The organism is Erwinia sp. INIA01, assembly GCF_025947915.1.
Taxonomy (GTDB): domain Bacteria; phylum Pseudomonadota; class Gammaproteobacteria; order Enterobacterales; family Enterobacteriaceae; genus Erwinia; species Erwinia coffeiphila.
In genome coordinates this window covers 86,835-109,136 of record NZ_JAPDNC010000008.1, presented here as the reverse complement: position 1 = coordinate 109,136, position 22,302 = coordinate 86,835, and the positions used below count along the sequence as shown (strand labels likewise).

Below are 22,302 nucleotides of genomic sequence, written 5' to 3'. Positions count from 1 at the left end.
GCAGCGAGATGGCACTATTAACTGTAGATAAACTCTCGGTGCATTTCGGTGACGAAAAAGCACCGTTCCGCGCCGTAGACCGCATCAGCTACCAGGTTGAACAGGGGCAGGTGGTCGGTATCGTCGGCGAGTCCGGCTCCGGTAAATCCGTCAGTTCACTGGCAATCATGGGGCTGATCGACTACCCCGGTAAGGTCATGGCAGATCAGCTGGTCTTCGATCAGCGCAACCTGCAGCAGATTTCCGAGAAAGAGCGCCGCCAGCTGGTGGGTTCGGAGGTCGCGATGATCTTCCAGGACCCGATGACCAGCCTGAACCCCTGCTACACCGTGGGCTACCAGATTATGGAAGCCATAAAGGTGCATCAGGGCGGTAATCGCCGTACCCGTCGCCAGCGCGCGATCGATCTGCTGAACCAGGTGGGTATCCCCGATCCGGCCTCCAGGCTGGATGTCTATCCGCATCAGCTGTCGGGCGGCATGAGTCAGCGCGTGATGATCGCGATGGCGATTGCCTGTCGACCCAAGCTGCTGATTGCCGATGAACCAACTACCGCGCTGGATGTAACCATTCAGGCGCAGATCATCGAGCTGCTGCTGGATCTGCAGCGCCAGGAAAATATGGCGCTGATCCTCATCACACACGATCTGGCGCTGGTCGCCGAAGCCGCGCAGCACATCATTGTGATGTATGCCGGACAGGTGGTGGAAACCGGTAAAGCGGTGGATATCTTTAAAGCACCGCGCCATCCCTACACCCAGGCTTTGCTGCGCGCACTGCCGGAATTTTCCACCGACAAGGCAAGACTGGCCTCGCTGCCGGGCGTCGTGCCGGGTAAATATGACCGGCCCAACGGCTGTCTGCTGAATCCGCGCTGCCCGTACGCCACCAACCGTTGCCGGACGGAAGAGCCGCCGCTGCGCGATCTTGCAGGGCGTCAGTCCAAATGCCACTTCCCACTGGATGATGCCGGGAGACCAACTTATGAAGCCTGAAGGAACGAATCCGACCCTGCTGATGCAGGCGATCGATCTGAAGAAACATTACCCGGTTAAAAAAGGCCTGTTTGGCCAGGAACGACTGGTGAAAGCGCTGGACGGCGTATCGTTTAACCTCGAACGCGGTAAAACGCTGGCGGTGGTGGGGGAGTCCGGCTGTGGTAAATCCACCCTGGGCCGCCTGCTCACGATGATTGAAACGCCAACCGAAGGCCAGCTGTTCTATCAGGGACAGGACCTGCTGAAGCACGACCCGCAGGCGCAGCAGATGCGGCGACAGAAGATTCAAATTGTCTTCCAGAACCCGTATGGCTCGCTCAACCCGCGTAAAAAAGTCAGTCAGATCCTGGAAGAGCCGCTGGTAATCAATACCAACCTGACTAAAGCCGAGCGCCGGGAGAAAACCCTGGCGATGATGGCGAAAGTGGGCTTGAAAACGGAGCACTACGATCGCTATCCGCATATGTTCTCCGGCGGTCAGCGCCAGCGTATTGCTATTGCCCGTGGCCTGATGCTTGACCCTGACGTACTGATTGCCGATGAACCGGTCTCCGCGCTGGATGTATCGGTACGGGCGCAGGTCCTGAATCTGATGATGGACCTGCAGCAGGAGCTGGGGCTTTCCTACATCTTTATCTCTCACGATCTGTCGGTGGTGGAGCACATTGCCGATGAAGTGATGGTGATGTATCTGGGGCGCTGCGTAGAGAAGGGAACCAAAGAGGAGATTTTCGCTAATCCGCGGCATCCTTATACTCAGGCTCTGCTTTCAGCGACTCCGCGCCTTAACCCGGACGAACGACGCGAGCGTATCAAACTAACCGGCGAGCTACCCAGCCCGCTGAATCCGCCGCCGGGATGTGCGTTTAACGCCCGCTGCCGTCGGCGGCTTGGCACCTGCACCCAGCTGCAGCCGCAGCTAAAATCCTGGGGTGGGCAGCAGGTCGCCTGCTTTGCCGTTGAGCAGGATGAGAGCGAACCGGCCGCCTGAAAACGGTCAGAATGCAAAAGCGGAGATTAGCTCCGCTTTCTTTTTAACAACGCTGAAACTGTACACACCTTAAACACTTAAGATAAGTAAAAGAGTCGTTTTACCGATAAAGGTAATTTTTTCCAGTAGTGAGAACGAGTTAACGGATAACCTTAATAATTTAAAGGAAAATTAAGGAAAAGAAGTTAATAACTATTTTTAAGCTATTTCAAGTTTGTGAAATGAAAGCCTTTAACCCGGTAAAATTATCCAATTTATTAACATAGTCACTATTATGATAAGTGACGTTGGCAATAAATAATTTTGCTAGTAAGCCGTTAATTTACTGATTGAAAATCAGCAAACTGCGCACTGAGATTAATCTGACGATTTCAAAAAGAGTGTGTTATATTGCCGTAAAATCCTCCTTCTGCGCGATCGCTTCTATGAAAAGTTATGATGACTTGCAGCGTTTTAAAGAAAAGACGCAAACAAACCACATCGAATTCAAAGATATGTCCGAGCAGTCACTCCATTCTGACAGCTCAAACTGGGCCATTATCAAGCAGTTGCTCAGTGATGGCTCCGACCCGGTGCTGGATAAGAGTCAGAGGATTGATGTTGTTGCGCCTCAGCCTATCGATCCGTCGGTGCTGCTGGCTCCGCCGGTAGCCGCTGCGCCCGCACAGCCGTTGCCGTCATTCTCCGCGTTGGAGGACCGCACTCCATCGGTGGGCGCATCGTTATTCGACAGCATTTCATCATCGCTGAAGCCAGGCACACCGCCTGAAGCATCCGTACCCGCTACGCCGCAGCCGGAAGTTCCGCCTGTTGCACCTGTTGCACCAGCGAAACCGGTGCTGACCAAAGTCGCCGATCTGCGTCCGGAGTCTGTTGCTCAGGCGTCAGGCTCGCTGTTCGATCAGCTGGCGAAATCACAGCCAAACACTGCGCAGAAAAAGCCTGATGCTCCGCTTGAGCAGCCCACTGCGCCGCAGCTCAACGCGCTGTTACAACAGCAGCCGGAATCAACGGCGCCGGGCGCTCAGCCCCTGCTGCAATCAGGCTTCCCGCTACCGCCTCCGCCTGTACAACCACAGCTGAATGCACTGCTGCAGTCGCCGCCGGTAGCGCCACAGCCTCAGCAGGTTGCCGCACCGCAGTATCAGCCGCATCCGCAGCAGGTGCCGCCACAGTATCAGCCACAGCAGGTTGTGCAGCAGCCGTACTATGCGTCCCAGCAGGTTTCACCGCAGCCGCTGTACCAGTCGCAACCACAGCAGGTCGCGCCGCAGCCCATTTATCCACAGCAGCAGGCCGCACCGCTTTATCAGTCGCAGCCGCCAGCAACCTCGCCGCTTTTTGCCAGTAGCCAGGCGATACAGCCGCACGCGCAGCCTGCGGCAACATCTTAAAATATCAGCTATAAACAGTTATTCAGCCCGGCACACGGCTCGGCTGAACAGATCGTTTCTAAAGAGATGCCATTACAATCCCTGCTGGAGAAAATTGCCTCATGCCGTTAGTTTGCGTCTGTTCCCCTAAAGGCGGTGTGGGTAAAACCACCATGGCAGCCAACCTTGCACACGCGCTTGCCCGCAACGGTAGCAAAGTGCTGGCGATCGATTTTGACGTGCAGAATGCGCTGCGTCTGCATTTTGGTGTACCGCTGTCGGACGGACGCGGCTTTGTCGCCAAATCTGCCGAATCTTCCGACTGGAGCCAGTCCATTCTCACCACCGGCGGGAACATCTTTGTTCTGCCTTACGGTGATGTTACCGAACAGCAGCGTATGCAGTTCGAAGATAATCTGACCCACGATCCGAACTTTATTATCCGGGGTCTGAACACCGTACTGAACTATCCCGGTCTGGTGATTATCGCTGATTTCCCTCCGGGCCCTGGCCCGGCGCTGAAAGCCATGGCGGCACTGGCCGATATGCACCTGGTGGTGATGCTGGCCGACACGGCCTCGCTGTCACTGCTGCCGCAGGTGGAAAATGAAAAACTGATTGGCAGCGCCCTGAATCATCGTAAAGGCCACTATTTTGTGCTGAACCAGAGCGACAGCCGCCGCAATATCAGCCGCGATGTGACGCTGTTTATGCAGCAGCGCCTGGGCGACAGGCTTATCGGTGTAGTAAACCGTGATGAAAGCGTGGCCGAGGCGAATGCCTCACAGCAGTCTATTTTTGATTTCAGTTCCGTATCCGCTGCCGCATTCGATATCGAGCTGATCGGTAAACGTCTTTCCGCGCTGCTTGATATTAAAGTCGGCGACGGCGAGATGCATGCGCCGCTTCAGTCTCGCTAGAACGGGTCACAGGAACCTGGCACGGATGCCTGAAGACGCGTGGTGAAATGCGCCACGAAGAATTATACCCACACGTGTTCAGGATGACTTATGAATAAAGTCCTGTTTTATCTGCTCTTACTCATCTTACTGCCCGTTGCGGCGGTAATCGTTATCACTCCGATGGATAGCCAGAAACAATATACCTTTGGTCTGATTTCCATTGGTATTGTGTTCCTGCTGGGCTTTATTAAGAGCAAGCCGGTCTCGCTGATCATGGTATTTCTTTCCGCGATCATGTCGACCCGCTATATATACTGGCGCGCTACCGAAACCCTGCACTTCAATTCCGAAGTGGAAGCGATTCTGGGTATCGGCCTGTTTATCGCCGAACTCTACGTCTGGCTGATTTTAATTCTCGGCTACCTGCAGACCTCCTGGCCGCTAAAACGCACCATCGAACCGCTGCCGGATGATATTTCACTCTGGCCGACGGTGGACGTTTACGTTCCCAGCTATAACGAAAGCCTTGATGTGGTTCGCGACACCGTGCTGGCCGCGCAGTGTATCGACTACCCGCGCGACAAGCTGAAGATCTACCTGCTGGATGACGGCAAGCGCAGCGAATTTGCCCGCTTCGCCGCCGACGTCGGCGTGGGTTATATCACCCGCGACGACAACCGCCACGCCAAGGCCGGTAACCTGAACCACGCGATGAAAATCACTAAGGGTGAACTGATTACCGTCTTTGACTGTGACCACGTAGCCACCCGCACCTTTCTGCAGGCCACCGTGGGTGCCTTCCTGAAAGATGACAAGCTGGCGCTGCTGCAAACGCCACACTATTTCTACTCGCCGGACCCGTTTGAACGTAACCTGAAAGCCGCTCGCGAAATCCCTAACGAAGGCGCGCTGTTCTACGGCCCGGTACAGCAGGGTAACGATAACTGGAACGCAACGTTCTTCTGTGGTTCCTGTGCCGTTATTCGCCGTTCCGCGCTGGAAGAGATCAATGGTTTTGCGGTGGAAACCGTGACCGAAGATGCGCACACCGCATTAAAAATGCAGCGACTGGGCTGGGGTTCCGCGTTTCTGGCCATCCCGCTGGCTGCCGGTCTGGCTACCGAGCGCCTGGGTCTGCATATCGTTCAGCGTACCCGCTGGGCGCGTGGCATGACGCAGATTTTCCGCGTGGACAACCCGCTGCTGGGCCGTGGCCTGAAGTGGCAGCAGCGCCTGTGCTACCTCAACGCCATGCTGCACTTCCAGTTCGGTCTGCCGCGCGTGGTGTTCCTGACGGCGCCGCTGGCCTACCTGCTGTTTAACCTGAACATTATTCACTCATCGGCCAGCCTGATCTTCGCCTACGTGCTGCCGCACCTGGTGCTGTCGCTGTACGTGAACTCCCGTATGAATGGCCGTTTCCGCGCCACCTTCTGGGGTGAAATTTACGAAACGGTGATGGCATTCCACCTGGTGATCCCGACGTTGCTGACGATGATTTCGCCGAAGCACGGTAAGTTTAACGTAACGGATAAAGGCGGCCTGCTGGATGTGGGCTTCTTCGACTTCAACATCGTACGTCCACACGTGATCTGTGCCCTGCTGCTGGCAGCCGGGGTGATCAGCGGCATCGTACGCGCCACCGCTCACGACTACTTCGGCGTAGACCCTTACGTTATTGCGCTGAACGTCGGCTGGGCCACCTTCAGCCTGGTGATACTGATGGCAGCGATTGCCGTAGCGCGCGAAACCAAGCAGGTACGTAAAACCATTCGTATCGACGTGAACATCCCGGCAATTGTGCACTATGCCAGCGGTATCTCCTCACGCTGCCACACCATCAACCTGTCGATGGGCGGCGCACAGCTAACCGCACCGGATCAGCGCTTCGAGAATGATGAAATTGAAGAGATCGAACTGATGCTGCACTCCGGCGCTATCTCGATTCCGGTTCATCTGATCAGCGCTGATTCCGGCGTACTGCGCTTCCAGTTTAAGGATATTCCGCTGTCGCGCCGCCGCGAGCTGGTGCGCGTGGTGCTGTCCCGTGCTGACGCCTGGTTGAAACCTGAAGGGCCAAAAGATAATCCGCTGCGCTCGCTGGTGAATATCATTCGTACAGTATTCGAACTGTTCTGGCTGACCTGGAAAGATCGCCGCGCGAATAAAAAGCGCCGTATGCGTGCTGAGAAGGATGGAGTGGCATGAAGCAATTGATACTTCGCGCACTGTGCCTGAGTACTGCGCTGACGCTGAGCAATCTCAACGCCGCAGATACGGCCAACAACAATTCGCAGTTTGGCAACTTACTGAATAACTTTGTTCCTGCCAACCAGAGTAACGGCGAGGAAGCTGAAGAGAACGATCAGCCCGCTGCGGCATCAGAAAATCCGGCACCGGCAACGGGCGCGGAAAACGGCTTGCCTGCGGGCAACGAACCGGCACTACCGCCGGGATCGGTGGCCGAGCTGCCGGGGCTGCCTCCGCTTCCTGCTCCGCCTGCGGATACCTCACCGATGGTCTCCCTGAATCAGCCGCTCTCCAGTACGGTGACGGTTGCACAGATGGGCCAGCCACAGGGCGTGCTGCTGACCGGTGGCCAGCTGCAGTCCGGTATCACCTTTACGCTGCCGGGCGATGAAGTGATCACCAATGCGCGTCTGAATCTGTCGCTGAAGGTCTCTTCCGCGCTGGCGGCGCGTAATACCTCACTGCAGCTGATGATGAACGGTCAGCCTCTGGGTACGCTGCCGCTGAGCGCGTCGGATAAAGAAAGTGAAGACTATCAGCTGGATATCCCGGCGGCGATGGTGGTCTCTAGCAACAACCTGAGCTTCAAAATTAACGATGCCGACCAGCTCCTGTGCGAGCGCGATAGCGAAGATCAGTACCAGGTGACGATCCTGCCAACGACCACGCTGTCGCTGGAAGGCCAGCAGCTGAACATCGGCACCAGCCTGAGCAATTTCCCACGGCCGTTCCTCGATCCGCTGCGGATGAACTCCTCCAGCGTCTCCATGGCGTTTGGCGAAAATATTCAGCCGGGCGAAGTCAGCGCGGCGGCAATCCTGGCGTCGTGGCTGGGCATTCAGGCGGACTACCGTGGGATTACCTTCCCGGTGCTGCGCGGCCAGCTGCCGGACAAAAACGGCGTGGTGTTCGGCCACCCGGGTGAAGTGATCTCCAGCCTGACGCTGCCGCAAACCAGCGTGCCGCTGGTGAAAATCGTCGATAACCCGGACAACCCGGTCTACAAACTGCTACTGGTGGTGGGGAAGGACGATCTACAACTGCGCCAGGCGGCAACCCGTCTGCTACAGCCAATGAAGGTAGACAGCGCCCAGCTGGAAGTGGGCCAGCAAACGCTGCCGCTGCGTAAACCTTATGACGCTCCGCGCTGGATTAATACCGAGCGCCCGGTTCGCCTGAGCGAGCTGCTGCGCCAGGATCAGAACCTGACTGCCAACGGCATCTGGCATGACGCGCTGCGGGTTAACTTCCGCGCGGCACCGGATCTGTTCCTGTGGGACGGCGATACGCTGCCGCTGCAGCTGAACTATCGTTTCCCGTCTGAAAACTGGATTGATGAAGATAACTCCGTTCTTAACGTCACCCTGAACGGCACTTTCCTGCGTAATCTGACGGTCAATAAACTCGGGCTGTTGGAAAATATCTGGCACCGCCTGGGCGGCGACGCACGCCAGGAGAAATACACGCTGAAACTGGACCCGTATCTGATTTACGGTGATAACCAGCTGCAGCTCTATTTCAATATCAAACCGAAGGCCAACGCACCTTGTAGCGTTCTGACTAACAACAATATTAAGAGCCGAATCGAAGAAGACTCGTCGATCGATCTGAGCCACACGCGCCACTTCGCGATGCTGCCGAACCTGTCTTACTTCGTCGGTGCCTCGTTCCCGTTCTCGCGTCTGGCTGACTATTCCCAGACCGTACTGATGCTGCCTGAGAAGCCAGCTAATGCCGAAATCAGCGCGCTGTTAAACATGGCCGGACGTTCCGGTAATGCCACCGGCGTAGCACTGGCCTACAACAATGTTGTGTTCGGCGTACCTGGCGGCGGCGCGATGCGCGAACGTCTGGAAAACAGCGATGTGCTGGCGGTGTCCACGCTCGGTCAAACTGCTTTCAACGAGTCGATACTGGCCGCTTCACCGTATGAAGTTCACGGCCATACGCTGGGCGTGAAAGTGCAGGGAACGCTGGAAAAACTTCGCAGCTGGCTGACCGGCGACTGGTCACGGCAATCGCTGGATGCAGACCGCGATCTCTCTTCTAACGAAGACTGGCGCGGGTTTGTCAGCTATCGCTCGCCGTGGAACGGCAGCCGTCTGGTGGTGATGACCATCGCGACCGACGACGATCAGCTGAACCGCCTGAGCAACGATTTAACCTTGCAGCGCATCAACGCCGGTATTCGCGGCGATACGGCTATCATTACGGATGAAACCGGTGTGCGCAGCTTCCGCGTTGGCGCCCAGTTCCCCAGCGGACAAATGCCGTGGTACATGATGGTGGTCTGGTATGCCAACCAGCACTCCGTTCTGATGGCCCTTGTGGCACTGCTGTGTTCGACATTAGTGGGATTAAGTACCTACGTGCTGCTGAAACGCCACTCATGGCGTCGCCTGCATCCACCGAAATCATCCCGTTCCTCTGGCGAGAAAAAAGAATGATGAAAACACAACTCACACAGTTAAGCGCCAGAATTCGCCATCGCTGGATGATCGGCGGCAGCCTTGCGCTGTCGGTCATCTCCTTCCCGCTGATGGCGGCTGATAACAACCCGGCCGTTCAGGCGCTTTTTGACCAGGCAAACTACTGGCATCAGAAATCGCATGACAATCTGGCGCGTGAAGCGTTACAGAAAGTGCTGATGGTGGACGGTAACAACACCCAGGCGATGTATCTGATGGCCCTGTGGTCGCAGCAGAACGGCGACACCGCAGGCATGACCAAATGGCGTACCAAGCTGAGTGAGGTGTCGCCGCAGGACCCGCGTCTGGTTGAGCTGGATAACGCCCGCCAGATGCAGTCGATTCCGGCAGCACAGCTGTCGCTGGCCCGTCAGCAGGCGCGCACCGGCAACACCGCCGCCGCGCTGCAAACCTGGCGCAACACGTTCAGCGGCAACCAGCCGCCTGCCAGCGTGGCGGCGGAATACTATCTGACGATGGCCGGTGACCGTAACATGCTGCCGCAGGCGATCGATAACCTGCGCCAGTTCAGTGCCCAGAACCCGCAGGATAACGCCGCCAAGCTGGCGCTGGCCAAAGCGCTGACCTATCAGGAATCCACTCGTCGTGAAGGCTTGCAGTCGCTGGAAACGATGGCTCCGGCCAATCCGGATGCCGACCGCTCGCTGCGCCAGGCGCTGCTGTGGCTGGGTCCGAAACCGACCGATGATGCGCTGTATCAGAACTACCAGCAGCGTCATCCGCAGGATACGGCGGTGATGGCCTACTACCGTAAAAACGTCGGTGGAGAAACCAAAGGTCAGGGCTTTAACGCACTGAACAGCGGCGACGTTTCCGGCGCGCAAAACGCATTCGACCAGGTACTTCAGGTTAACCCGGAAGATGCGGATGCGCTGGCCGGTCTGGGCTACGTTGCCCAGCGCAACGGCAATTATACTCAGGCCGCCGACTACCTTGAGCGTGCGGCCAAACTGGGCGGCAATAACAGCCAGCAGCGTCAGCAGCAGGCGGATGATGCCCGTTTCTATGGTCAGCTGGCCACCGCTCAGCAGGCGCTGAAATCCGGCAATACCGCACAGGCGCTGTCGCTCAGCGAGCCACTGACTCAGGCCGCCGGTGAAAAAGGCGTTTCCGCCAAACTGTTCCGTGGCGATGCGCTGCGCCGCAGCAACCAGCTCGATCAGGCGGAACAGACCTTCCGCAGCGTGCTGGCAACCGAGCCTGACAACCGCCCGGCCAAAGAAGGGCTGTTCTACGTGCTGCGTCAGCAGAATCGTACGGCGGAAGCCAATACGCTGCTGGCCTCACTGCCAGCCAGCGTTCGAGCTGCGGTCACGCCGCGCCCGGTCGCCACCAGCGATCCGGTGCGTAACGAGGCTAAGCAGGCGCTGGCCGCGGGTAACCCGCAGCGTGCGGTGTCGATCCTACAGCAGGGGATGCAGCGCTTCCCGTCGGATCCGTGGCTGCGCCTCGATCTGGCTCGTATCTATGAGCAGCAGGGCAATTCGGCTCAGGCCGCAGGTGTCATGCAGCCCGCTTACCGCAACGGTGCCTCCAGCAACGAAGTTTACGCCGCCGCGCTGTTTGCCAGCGAAACAGGATCGTGGGCGCAGGCCAACAGCCTGCTGTCGCGTATTCCGGCCCGCAGCCAGAACGCCGATATGCGCACGCTGGCACAGCGGGCCAGCTTTAATCAGCAGATGGATGTGGCAAAACAGTACCTGGCGCAGGGCAACAGTGCCGCCGCCGCCAATACGCTGAAAGTGCTGGCAGCCAACCCGCCGTCCAGCCCGTCCGATGCTGGTAATCTGGCGAAAGCCCTGGCCCAGGCGGGCGATATGAGCACCGCCGTGTCGGTAGTACGCGGCAACATGCGCCGTGGCGTGCAGGGCAACGCCGGGGACTATGCCGCACAGGCCGCCGTCCTTGAGCAGGCAGGATTAGGTGCCGAGGCGCAGAGCTTCCTCAGCAGCCCGGAAATCCAGTCGCGCAGTACGCCAACTCAGCTGGCCGGTATTCGCAACGGTGGCGTGATCAATGAAGTCGACCGTCTGCGCGAGCAAAAACAGTACGCTGCGGCCTACGACAAACTGATTACGGCCCTGCAGAAAGATCCGCAGAACACCGACCTGATGTTTGCCATGGCGCGGCTTTATCAGTCCGGCAAAATGAATAAAGAAGCCGGCGTGGTCTACGACTACCTGATGACCCGCGATACGCCGAATCAGGATGCGCGTGAAGGCGCTATCAACGTGGCGCTGGCACTGAACGATGTCCCACGCGCGCGCTCACTGAGTACCGGCCTGCGCGGTCAGCAGTCACCTGAGCGCCTGCTGCTGCTGGCTCGCGTGGCGAATGCCGACGGCGACCATAACGAAGCGCTGAGCTACCTGCGCACCGCACGTGGCAAGGTGATCGGGCTTTCGGGCGCGGATACCGGCAGCAGTGCGGGGATCGGCGGTCTGGCGATGTCAGATAACCCGTTTATCAACCGCACCACGCTTTCGCCGCGTCCTTCACCGTCAACCTACGGTAAAACCATGCCGTGGCAGCTGTCGCCGACCTATCGTGATTACCGCGATATTCCGGGCGCCACCTTCACCATGGGTAATGCACCGCTGTTAAGAGAAAACCAGACGCTGGCCCAGATTGATACCATGATGGCCGATCTGGAAAAAGACACCGGAACCTGGATGCAGGCCGGAGTGCAGATCCGCAGCCGTGACGGTGAAAGTGGCCTCAGTAAACTGACCGAAGCCAAAGCGCCGCTGACCTGGACCAGTTCACCGCTGGGCGATGCACACTTTGACTTTACCGTTACGCCGATTAATCTCAGCTCGGGCAGCGCCACCGGCGATGCCTATCGCCGCCTCGGTTCCGGCGCAACCGAACAGGCTATCGGCAACCTGGTCAGCACCATCGAAAGCGAGCAGACCTACGTCAGCGGCTTAACCGATACCGAATTGACGACCTTCAACACCACCAATCCGGGGGTAGCGACCGCGCTGACCGCGCTCGACGGTGTGAAATTTGAAGATTTAAACCCGTTGACCGCCACCGGGTTGAAAAACCTGACCAGCCTGAACAACAACACGGCGCTGAAAAACTATCTCATCGCCTCCACGCGTAAACCGAGCGTCGACAGTGCCAGTACCGGCACCAGCGACTCGCAGAACGCCAGCGGCGTTGAGCTGAACCTGGCGCTGACCGGCACCAGCTACAAGATCGACCTCGGCAGCACGCCGCTGGGCCAGGACTTGAGCACCATGGTCGGTGGCGTGAAGTGGGCACCGAAGCTGACCGACTACCTGACGCTGATCCTCACCGGTGAGCGTCGTGCCGTCACCGACAGTCTGCTCTCCTATGTGGGCGTGCAGGATAAGCTCTCCGGCAGCAACTGGGGGCGGGTGACCAAGAACGGCGGTAACGCCCTGTTAAGCTATGACGACGGCGATGCCGGATTCTACGTCGGCGCAGGGGCATACAGCTATCTGGGTGAGAACGTGGCCAGCAACCAGAGCCTGGTCGCCAACGCCGGTGCCTACGTTCGTCCGTACCATTACGACGATCGCGAACTGAAAACCGGTATCAGCCTGAGCTGGATGGACTTCAAAAAGAACCTGAGCTACTACAGCTACGGCCAGGGCGGCTACTTCAGCCCGCAAAACTTCGTCAGCGTGGCCTTCCCGATCGACTACTCGCAAAGCTATGACGACCTGAGCGTGCGTATCGGCGGCTCGGCGGGTTATCAGGCCTATACCCAGGATCGCAGCGCCTATTATCCGAACAATCCTGAGTGGCAATCCGCGCTGGAATCAGCAGTTACTGCTGGTTTTGCGAAAGAAGCCTACTATTCCGGCGGCAGTAAGAGCGGAGTTGGCTATAATCTTCATGCGGGTGCGGATTACAAGATTAATAAAAATATCACCGTCGGTGGTCAGCTGGGTTATGACACCTTTGGTGAATATAACGAAAGCACGGCGCAACTTTATTTCCGTTACATGCTGGGAGGTAGTCAATAAGCATGAGCCAGTTACAGGATCGTACCCTGCAATATTATCGTCAGCAGCAGTGTCAGCCAGGCTGGTTTGACCTGCTGAGCGTGATGATCGGCGGCATGATGGGCAATGCCGGCGAGCGTGAGAGCCAGGCTTTCCTGCAGCAGATGGGGGACAGCCTCGCGGGCCGTTACCCGCTGGGTAAAGCGGCGACCGTTGGCGATTTGGAAAAGCAGATTAACCAGGTGCTGGCGCGCTTTAACTGGGGCTTTATCGACATTCAGCCTTCCGACAGCGCAATGATTATTGAACATCTGGCGCTGCCGGTAGCAGATGGCGCACTGCCGCTGCATCAGTGGCACCTCGCTCTGAGCGCAGTATTGACCGGATTGTACGCCCGCTGGCTGCGTGAGCAGGGAGGATACGATCGCGTTTCACTAAGCGTGGAAGCGACCAGCGATGTTTCACTCCGCTTCCGCTATAAGGCCTGAGTGATACGATGATTGCGATGTTGAGGGCGACGGTAATTATGCTGGTAATGGCACTGGGATGTACCCAGGCCTTTGCTGCGGACGGCTGGGGCAGTTTTAAGACACGCTTTATGACCAGTGATGGTCGCATTCAGGACACCGGTAACAAAAACGTCAGCCACACGGAAGGGCAGGGCTACGCCATGCTGATGGCCGTGCAATACAACGACCGCACCAGTTTTGACAAGCTGTGGAACTGGACGCAAAACACGCTAAAAAACCCGAACAATGGCCTGTTCTACTGGCGCTATATTCCGACCCAGGCTGACCCGGTGGCGGATAAAAACAATGCCTCCGATGGTGATGTGCTTATTGCGTGGGCGCTACAGCAGGCTGGGGAAAAATGGCACGTTCAGGCCTACCTGAAAGCGTCAGACGCCATTCAGCGGGCCATTCTGGCACAGAACGTTATCCCGTTTGGCGGCTACACGGTGATGCTGCCGGGCGCTCAGGGCTTCAATAAAAACAGCTACGTGATCCTGAATCCTTCCTACTTTGTGTTTCCGGCATGGCGTGACTTCGCCCGACGCAGCCATCTTCAGGTGTGGAATCAGCTGATTAGTGACGGAATGGAACTGCTAGCGCAAATGCGGTTTGGCGATACGAATCTGCCGCTGGACTGGGTAGCGCTGAACGCCGACGGCACCTTTGCTCCGGCCGCAGCCTGGCCGCCGCGCTTTAGCTATGACGCCATCCGCATCCCGCTCTATCTGCACTGGTACGACGCGCAGAATCCTCAACTGGTCCCGTTCCAGCGCTTCTGGGGTGATTTCCAGCGTCTGCAAACACCGGCATGGATCGATGTGTTAAGCGGCGAGAAAGCCCCGTACAATATGGCCGGTGGCCTGCTGTCGGTGCGCGATTTAACGCTGAATGAAACCGGTTATCTCAACGATGCGCTGAGCAGTAACGAAGATTACTACTCCTCCAGCCTGCATCTGCTGACCTGGCTGGCATTTCTGCAACAGCAGCAATAACTGGCTCTCAGGAGCCAGTCGCCTTTCCGCGACGGAGAGGGAAACGATCGGAAAACGCTTAAACCGATAGTCGCAGAGCGTGATAGCTTAACAAGCGGTTGCCATAGGATATACTCAGGGCAGTTTTTTGCCTTATGCGCCACGAATCCGGGGATTCAGGCTTTGGAGAACAGGCTTGCGCGTCAGTCGTTCACTAACGATTAAGCAAATGGCAACGGTGTCGGGCGTTGCGGTCGTCACCATCTGCATCTTTATCGTTATACAGCTTTTCCACTTTGTGCAGCAGCGCAGAATTGACTACGCCCAGCAAATGGAAAATGTTGCCCATACGGTGCGCCAGCCGCTGTCTCAGGCGGTGCTGAAGGCGGATATTCCCCAGGCTGAATTCATCCTAAACTCCCTGCGCCCGGCGGGAATCCTGGCGCGTGCCGAAGTGGTGCTGCCCAACGGCCTGCAGGCGCTGCACACCGATTTCGAACCGGAAAAACCGGTACCGCAGTTTATCGCCACCCTGTTTGAGTTGCCGGTGCAGATCACCGTGCCGCTCTACTCTATTGAGCCCGCAAACCCCAAACCGCTGGCGCTGCTGATCCTGCAGGCCGACTCCTGGCGGGTGTATCAGTTTATCCTCAGCGCCGTTTCAACCATGGTGACCACCTTCCTGCTGCTGGCCCTGATCCTCTCTGTCGCTATCAGCTGGTGTATCAACCGCCTGATTGTTCGCCCCGTGCGTAAAATCGCCCAGGATCTGCAGGACCTTTCGCCGCAGGAGCTACTGAGCCACCAGCTGGCGCTGCCACGCTACCACCGTAACGATGAAATCGGCCTGTTGATCCGCAATTACAACCGCAACCAGCTAACGCTGGGGGCGATGAACGAGGACATCAGCCGACTGAGCACGCATTATTCGCTCACCGATCTGCCGAATAAAACCCTGTTCCTGGCGCTGCTGGAACAGCATTTGCGATCGGTGAAAGGCGGTGGCGTCTTCACCGTGCTGGTGCTGCGCATTGAGACGCTGCTGGACGCCAACGGCATCGTCAGCGATAGCGAACGGGATGTGCTAACGCTGACGCTGGTGGATAAAATCCGCGGCTGCATTGATGAACAAACGGTGCTGGCGCAGCTGTCCAACTGTGACTTCGCTTTGCTGGTCAAACAGGCGGATAACCCGTTCCGCGCGCTGCGGCTGGCGAACAGCCTGTTACAAACACTTAATCAACCGGTTAGTCTTCAGCATATGCAGCTGAGGCCCAACGTCAGCATCGGTATGGCGCAGCGAGCGGAAACCCGGCAGAACGCCACTGAGCTGCTGGGGCGTGCCGTCTCTGCGATGATGTCCGCCCGCCATCAGGGCAAAAATCAGATCCTGTTCTTTGATTCTGAACTGGCGGAAAAAGCCGAGAAGCGCCTGACCCAGGAATTCGACATTCTGCAGGGGATCGAAGAGGGTAAGTTTGCCCTCTGGCTCCAGCCGCAGATCGATATGCGCAGCGGCGAAGTGATTGGTGCAGAAGCCCTGCTGCGCATGCAGCAGCCGGATGGCAGCTGGTGCCTGCCGAGCGACCTGATTGTTAATGCAGAAGAGATCGGCGTGATTAATGCCCTTGGGCGCTGGGTCTTTGAGGAGTCCTGTCGCCTGCTGGCAGACTGGCAGCAGCGGGGCATAGAGCTGACACTGAGCGTTAATCTGTCGCCGATTCAGCTGCGCGATGCCGATATGGTTACCCATCTGCGTGAACATATCGATCGGCATAACATTACTCCCGGCAGCCTGGTGCTGGAAATCACCGAAACCGCACAGGTAGGTGAGTCTGACCACGCGCTGCATCTGTTACAGGCGCTGCATGAGGCGGGGATTTCCGTTGCGCTGGATGATTTTGGTATGGGCTATGCCAATCTGAACTGGCTGAATCAGTTTAAATCCCTGCCGATCAGCAAAATTAAAATCGACCGCAGCTTTGTGTCTGCGCTGCCGGATGATGACACGATGGTGCGAATTGTGGCGTCAATAGCCGCCATCAGCAAGCTGGATGTGGTGGCGGAAGGGATAGAAACCGAAGCACAGCGCGACTGGCTACTGGCGCGTGATATCTATATCGGTCAGGGTTATCTCTATTCGGAACCTTTACCGCGAGGCCAGTTCGACCGTTATTATTTTTCCCTTGGAAAAGTGATAAATCACCGTGAAGAATGTTAATTTACCTGAGGTTATAGGAATCTTCTGCTGAAGTGATTCAGTTCATAAATTTGCGTTATGGCTGACCCCGTATTCCCTCCGGTTATATCAATCCCGTTACCCGGGTGTTATTTTCGCCCTATCGTATTCCCGCCGATAACGGATATTTTATGAAACTTTCCCTGTTTAAAAGCCTGTATTTTCAGGTACTGACCGCCATTGCTATTGGCGTATTGCTGGGCCATTACTATCCCGAACTGGGTGCGCAAATGAAGCCTCTGGGTGACGGCTTCGTTAAGCTTATTAAGATGATTATTGCTCCGGTAATCTTCTGTACCGTGGTAACCGGTATTGCCGGTATGGAAAGCATGAAAGCCGTGGGCCGCACCGGCGCGGTCGCGCTGCTCTACTTTGAAGTGGTCAGCACTATCGCTCTTATCATCGGTCTGATCGTCGTCAACGTGATGCAGCCAGGTGCCGGGATGAACGTTGATCCTGCCACACTGGATGCGAAAGCCGTGGCGGTCTATGCCCAGCAGGCAGAACAGCAGGGCATTGTTGCCTTCCTGCTGGATGTGATACCCGGTAGCGTTATTGGCGCATTTGCCAGCGGTAATATTCTACAGGTTCTGCTGTTCGCCGTGCTGTTTGGCTTTGCACTCCATCGCCTGGGCGATAAAGGCACGCTGGTATTCAACTTTATTGACAGCTTCTCGCGGGTTATTTTCGGCATTATCAATATGATTATGCGCCTCGCCCCGATTGGCGCATTTGGTGCTATGGCCTTCACCATCGGTAAATATGGCGTCGGTTCACTGGTACAGCTGGGCCAGCTGATCGTTTGCTTCTATATCACCTGTATTTTGTTTGTGGTGCTCGTACTGGGATTCATTGCCCGCGTGGCCGGCTTCAATATTTTCAAGTTTATCAGTTATATTAAAGAAGAACTGCTGATCGTGCTGGGTACGTCTTCCTCCGAATCGGCGCTTCCACGCATGCTGGATAAAATGGAGAAGCTCGGCTGTAAAAAATCCGTCGTCGGGCTGGTGATCCCTACCGGCTACTCGTTCAATCTGGATGGGACGTCGATCTATCTGACGATGGCGGCGGTATTTATTGCCCAGGCCACCAACAGCCATATGGATATTTTCCATCAGATTACCCTGCTGGTGGTGCTGCTGCTCTCCTCCAAAGGCGCCGCAGGTGTCACCGGCAGCGGCTTTATCGTGCTGGCAGCCACGCTATCCGCAGTGGGGCATTTGCCGGTCGCCGGGCTGGCGCTGATCCTCGGCATCGACCGCTTTATGTCGGAAGCCCGCGCCTTAACCAACCTGGTGGGTAACGGTGTGGCCACCGTAGTGGTGGCAAAATGGGTCGGCCAGCTGGATGAGAAACAGCTAAAATCGACGCTTAATGCCGGTAAGAGTCAAAAAAATCTCACTGATAGCGCTAATTAAGCACTTAATTTATTAAAATTTCACTGAAATGCCCACCGCGACTTGCCCTCGCGGCGGGCATTTGCATAATAACCTCCAATGCTTTTTTTACGATTTTTTTCTACGCTGTGTGACATCCTCGCCGATGCGTGGTCTAACAAGCTGTTCCTTTAAAATACAGCGGCTTCCCTGGGGTTTTTGACCGGCTGAAACGTCGCGGGCAGCAGGTAACAGATCACCAGTGATTCTTTTTGGTTTGTGATTGAGTAGGGGTTCACATGCAGGGCACCAGAATTCGTCTTTTGATTGGTGGGGTAGTACTGGCAGCAGCCAGCTGCACGGTACAGGCTGAAACTCTCCAACCCGATCCCGCCTGGCAGCAGGGAAAACTGGATAACGGTTTCAGCTGGCAGTTATTAACAACACCTCAGCGACCAAGCGATCGTATTGAAATTCGCCTGCTGGTTAATACCGGATCGCTGGTTGAAAGCGCCCAGCAAATCGGCTACAGCCACCTTTTGCCACGCCTGGCGCTGGTACACAACGCCGCTCTTGAACCCGCTCAGCAGCGTTCTCTCTGGCAGCAAAGCATCGATCCACAGCATCCACTCCCTCCAGCCATCACCTCGTATAACTACACGGTTTATAATCTCAGCCTGCCTAATAACCGCCCGGAAATGGTGAAAGAGGCCCTGAACTGGCTGGCCGCGACCGTGGATAAAATGACCATCAATACTGAGGTGGTGAATACGGCGCTGAATGCCGACGATCCCATCGGTACCTGGCCCGGTAATACTCAGGATGTCTGGTGGCGCTACCGGCTGAAAGGCTCCACGCTGCTCGGCCACGACCCGGCGTCAGCGGTGAAAGTGCCGGTCGATCTGGCCCAGCTCAATGCATTCTATAAACAGTGGTATACCCCGGATGCGATGACCTTGTTTGTTGTCGGCAACGTTGACAGCCGCAGCCTGGCCGAGCAGATCAACAAAGTGTTCTCGCCGCTGGAAGGTAAACGTGAGCAGCCCGCGCCTCTGCCAACGCTTTCTCCACTGCCGCCGCAGCCGGTAAATCTGGTCAATCCGGCACTCGGCCAGGACCGCCTGTCGCTGGTCTGGGATAATCCCTGGATGCCAATCCGGGAATCGCAGAATCTGCAACGCTACTGGCAGGGCGATCTGGCGCGCGAAGCGCTGTTCTGGCACGTTCAGCGCGTGCTGAGCGAGAATAAAGCTCAGGGTGTACAGGTCGGCTTTGACTGCCGCGTGCTGTATCAGCGCGCCCAGTGCGCCATCAATATTGATTCGGACAACGCGGCGCTCAGTAGCAACCTGGACCTGATCGCCAAAGAGATGGCTAACGTGCGTGACAACGGCCTGACGCAGCAGGAATTTGATACGCTGATGGCGCAGAAAAATACCGAGCTGAACAAGCTGTTCGCTACCTATGCCCGCACCGATACCGATGTGCTGATGAGCCAGCGCCTGCGTTCACAGCAGAACGCGGTGGTGGATATCGCACCGGAACAGTACCAGAAGCTGCGCCAGGCATTTCTCTCCGGCCTGACGCTGGACATGCTGAACCAGGAGCTGCGCCAGCAGCTGACCCAGGATATCACCATGATGCTGATGCAGCCGCAGGGCGAACCGGAAATCAATGCCGGGCAGCTGCAGGAAAGCTGGCAGAAAATTATGAAGCCGGTTGACGCCGCGCCTCAGGCCCCCGCAACGCCAGCCGACCCGGCGGTAGCAACGGATGCGCCAGCGCAGTAACCGCAGGGCGGCCTTTCAGGGCCGCCCTTTTTCTTTGCGCGGGGCGATTCCGTTCCTGCTGCTCATCCTCTCAGCGTTCTCCTCTGCGCTCTGCGCACAGGAATATGCCTTCCTTAACGACAGCGACTTGGTACTGAACCGCCAGCGTTTATTACAGCAGCAGGCACCCGAACCGACGCTTACCGCCTGGCAGGCGCTGCATCGTGCGGCCGATAAAGCGCTGAAGCAACCGCTGCTCAGCGTCACCGATAAAGGAATGACTCCGCCCAGCGGTTCAAAGCATGACTACCTGAGCCTCAGCGCCTACTGGTGGCCGGACGGCAATAAACCGGACGGGTTGCCCTGGGTCAAGCGCGACGGTCACGTTAATCCGGCAAGTAAAAATGAGCAAAGCGACGGCGTGCGGCTGGCAACATTTACTGCCAGCGTGCAGACATTAACCCTCGCCTGGTATTTCTCCGGCGACCAGCGCTATGCGGATAAAGCCATCGCGCTGATCCGCCACTGGTTTATTAACCCGGCAACACGCATGAATCCCAACCTGGAGTATGCCCAGGGCGTGCCGGGCATCGCAGACGGACGGCACACCGGCGTGCTGGACGGCCGCTACTTCGCCACCCGCATTGTCGACTCGCTGATCATGCTGCGGCAGGCTCCGGGGTGGCAGGAAGAGGACGAACAGCAGATACAGCGCTGGATGAAAGATTATCTCCAGTGGCTGCTGACCAGCCGCGAGGGCCGGGGCGAGGCGGCGGCGAAGAATAACCACGGCAGCTGGTACAGCGCGCAGGTGGCGGGCATTGCCTGGTACGTTCAGCGACCTGACGTTATCCGCCAGATGTTCAAACAGGCACAACGGCGGATGGCCGGTCAGCTGACCGCCGACGGCCGTCAGCCTCTGGAACTGGCGCGCACCCGCTCGTTTCACTACAGCTGGTTTAACCTGCAGGCGCTGACCGCGCTGGCGACCGTTGTCGCTAAGAACGGATCGGGGGATTTATGGCGTTACCGGACGCCGCAGGGTTCCGGGCTGTTAAACGCGCTGGACTTTATGGCACCCTGGAGCGACGGCGCGAAGCACTGGCCTTACCCCAGCCTCGATCATATTGGCGTCAGACTGATTCCGCTGCTGGTACAGGCGGATAACCAGCTGCAAAGCCAGCGGTACCGGCAACAAATCGAACGGGCTGACTGGACGCTGCCCGCAGCCGGTGCCGCTCGCGGTGCAACGCTCGATGCCCTGCGAGCCAGCTGGCTGCTGGCAGTGCCCGCCTACAGCCGCTGACGGGCTTCACTGCAATCGAGATCGCCTTCCATACCCGACTGCTCAGCGTCGATATTGCCCGCTTAACTGTTTGCAGCCGGTTTAGTGAATTACCCTGCGTTTCTATACCGGCATCGCTTCACGGGGAATAATCGCACCGCGATGCTGGATCACCGTGCTGGCCGTCAGATGTCCGCGCTTAGCGGCCTCTTCTGCGCTGCCGCCGGTCAGGCGCACCGCCAGATAGCCCGCGCTGAACGAGTCCCCTGCGGCGGTGGTATCTACTACGCTATCGGCCGGCAGCCGCACTGCAGGTATCTCCAGCAGCGGCTCCGCGCTCGTATCCACCAGGCAGGTATCGGCCCCGCGTTTAATCACGATTTCATGTACGCCCGCAGCGCGGGTACGGCGAATCACCTCGGCGCTATCAGCCTCGCCCCACAGCAGCGTTTCGTCATCCAGCGTCAGGAACGCGATATCGGTGTAGCCCAGCATTGCCTGATAGGCAGACTGCGCCTCCTCCCGGCTTTGCCACAGGCGCGGGCGATAGTTGTTATCGAAGATAATTTTGCCACCGTTAGCGCGGCAGGCGGCCAGCAGGGCATACAGTTTTTCGCGGCTCTGCGGGCTGAGGATCGCCAGGCTGATGCCGCTCAGATAGAGATAGTCATAGTGCGCCAGCTGCTGGCAGATCGCGTCGGCCTGCTCGCTATCCAGCCAGAAGCGGGCGGCGGCATCGTTGCGCCAGTACCAGAAGGTGCGCTCGCCCTGGGCATCGGTTTCAATCACGTACAGCCCCGGCAGCTTGTTCTCCAGCCGCTGGATCAAGTCGGTGTGCAATCCTTCGCTCTGCCACGCGTCAATCATTTCATTGCTGAAGCTGTCTTTCCCTAACGCGGTAACATAGTCCACGCGCAGCGCCTGGGATTGTACCTGGCGGGCGACATAGACTGCCGTATTCAGCGTATCGCCGCCGAAACCCCGGCTCATATCGCTGCCGCGCTGGGAAAGCTCAATCATGCATTCGCCTATTACGGCAATTTTCTGTTGCGTCATTTTTCTCGGCCCGTAGGAAATTTTTTATCCAGTCTCGCCGCCCGCAGCTGCCCAGTCAATATTTAAAACGATGTTTTATTTTTATCGTGATGTCAGTTTAATTATTGCGTT

Annotated in this window: 14 protein-coding genes; 13 read left to right on the top strand and 1 reads right to left on the bottom strand. The window is 57.2% G+C overall.

Features of this window, described 5'->3' with window-relative positions:
- Positions 1 to 8: 8 nt before the first annotated feature.
- The 13 genes from dppD (at position 9) to OMR58_RS15210 (ending at position 21,156) form a co-directional block, all read left to right on the top strand.
- Positions 9 to 995, top strand: coding sequence for a dipeptide ABC transporter ATP-binding protein (gene dppD, locus OMR58_RS15270; protein WP_200560653.1), 987 nt, complete (start codon positions 9 to 11; stop codon positions 993 to 995).
- A complete protein-coding gene (gene dppF, locus OMR58_RS15265) occupies positions 985 to 1,989 on the top strand; it encodes a dipeptide ABC transporter ATP-binding subunit DppF (protein ID WP_105593689.1) in 1,005 nt (334 codons plus the stop codon). Before dppD ends, dppF begins: the two co-directional genes overlap by 11 nt.
- A gap of 425 nt (positions 1,990 to 2,414) precedes the next feature.
- Positions 2,415 to 3,383 (top strand): cellulose biosynthesis protein BcsO, encoded by a 969-nt coding sequence (gene bcsO / locus OMR58_RS15260; RefSeq protein WP_264546329.1) that lies wholly within the window; start codon positions 2,415 to 2,417, stop codon positions 3,381 to 3,383.
- A 101-nt stretch (positions 3,384 to 3,484) separates the two neighbouring features.
- Entirely contained in the window at positions 3,485 to 4,282 is a 798-nt protein-coding gene (gene bcsQ / locus OMR58_RS15255; RefSeq protein WP_105593690.1) for a cellulose biosynthesis protein BcsQ, read from the top strand.
- Between the two features lie 90 nt (positions 4,283 to 4,372).
- Positions 4,373 to 6,472 (top strand): UDP-forming cellulose synthase catalytic subunit, encoded by a 2,100-nt coding sequence (bcsA, locus tag OMR58_RS15250; protein WP_105593691.1) that lies wholly within the window; start codon positions 4,373 to 4,375, stop codon positions 6,470 to 6,472.
- Entirely contained in the window at positions 6,469 to 8,961 is a 2,493-nt protein-coding gene (bcsB, locus tag OMR58_RS15245; RefSeq protein WP_264546328.1) for a cellulose biosynthesis cyclic di-GMP-binding regulatory protein BcsB, read from the top strand. Before bcsA ends, bcsB begins: the two co-directional genes overlap by 4 nt.
- Positions 8,961 to 13,004: a cellulose biosynthesis protein BcsC gene (locus OMR58_RS15240; protein ID WP_200560711.1), complete on the top strand. Its 4,044-nt coding sequence runs from the start codon at positions 8,961 to 8,963 to the stop codon at positions 13,002 to 13,004. The genes bcsB and OMR58_RS15240 overlap by 1 nt, the downstream gene beginning before the upstream one ends.
- Positions 13,005 to 13,006: 2 nt before the next feature.
- Positions 13,007 to 13,471, top strand: a complete 465-nt coding sequence (gene bcsD, locus OMR58_RS15235; protein WP_200560650.1) for a cellulose biosynthesis protein BcsD — start codon at positions 13,007 to 13,009, stop codon at positions 13,469 to 13,471.
- An 8-nt stretch (positions 13,472 to 13,479) separates the two neighbouring features.
- Complete coding sequence (locus tag OMR58_RS15230) at positions 13,480 to 14,487, top strand: glycosyl hydrolase family 8 (RefSeq protein WP_264546327.1); 1,008 nt, start codon at positions 13,480 to 13,482, stop codon at positions 14,485 to 14,487.
- 175 nt (positions 14,488 to 14,662) lie between these two features.
- The gene (hmsP, locus tag OMR58_RS15225) at positions 14,663 to 16,687 is read left to right on the top strand and encodes a biofilm formation regulator HmsP (RefSeq protein WP_200560649.1); all 2,025 of its coding nucleotides are present in this window, start codon (positions 14,663 to 14,665) and stop codon (positions 16,685 to 16,687) included.
- A 149-nt stretch (positions 16,688 to 16,836) separates the two neighbouring features.
- Positions 16,837 to 18,123, top strand: a complete 1,287-nt coding sequence (locus OMR58_RS15220; RefSeq protein WP_200560648.1) for a dicarboxylate/amino acid:cation symporter — start codon at positions 16,837 to 16,839, stop codon at positions 18,121 to 18,123.
- A 257-nt stretch (positions 18,124 to 18,380) separates the two neighbouring features.
- A complete protein-coding gene (locus tag OMR58_RS15215) occupies positions 18,381 to 19,871 on the top strand; it encodes a M16 family metallopeptidase (RefSeq protein WP_200560647.1) in 1,491 nt (496 codons plus the stop codon).
- Positions 19,855 to 21,156 (top strand): alginate lyase family protein, encoded by a 1,302-nt coding sequence (locus OMR58_RS15210; protein WP_264546326.1) that lies wholly within the window; start codon positions 19,855 to 19,857, stop codon positions 21,154 to 21,156. Before OMR58_RS15215 ends, OMR58_RS15210 begins: the two co-directional genes overlap by 17 nt.
- Before the next feature lie 102 nt (positions 21,157 to 21,258).
- Here OMR58_RS15210 and OMR58_RS15205 read toward each other — a convergent pair whose 3' ends face one another.
- Positions 21,259 to 22,191, bottom strand: coding sequence for a sugar kinase (locus tag OMR58_RS15205; RefSeq protein WP_264546325.1), 933 nt, complete (start codon positions 22,189 to 22,191; stop codon positions 21,259 to 21,261).
- Positions 22,192 to 22,302: the final 111 nt, after the last annotated feature.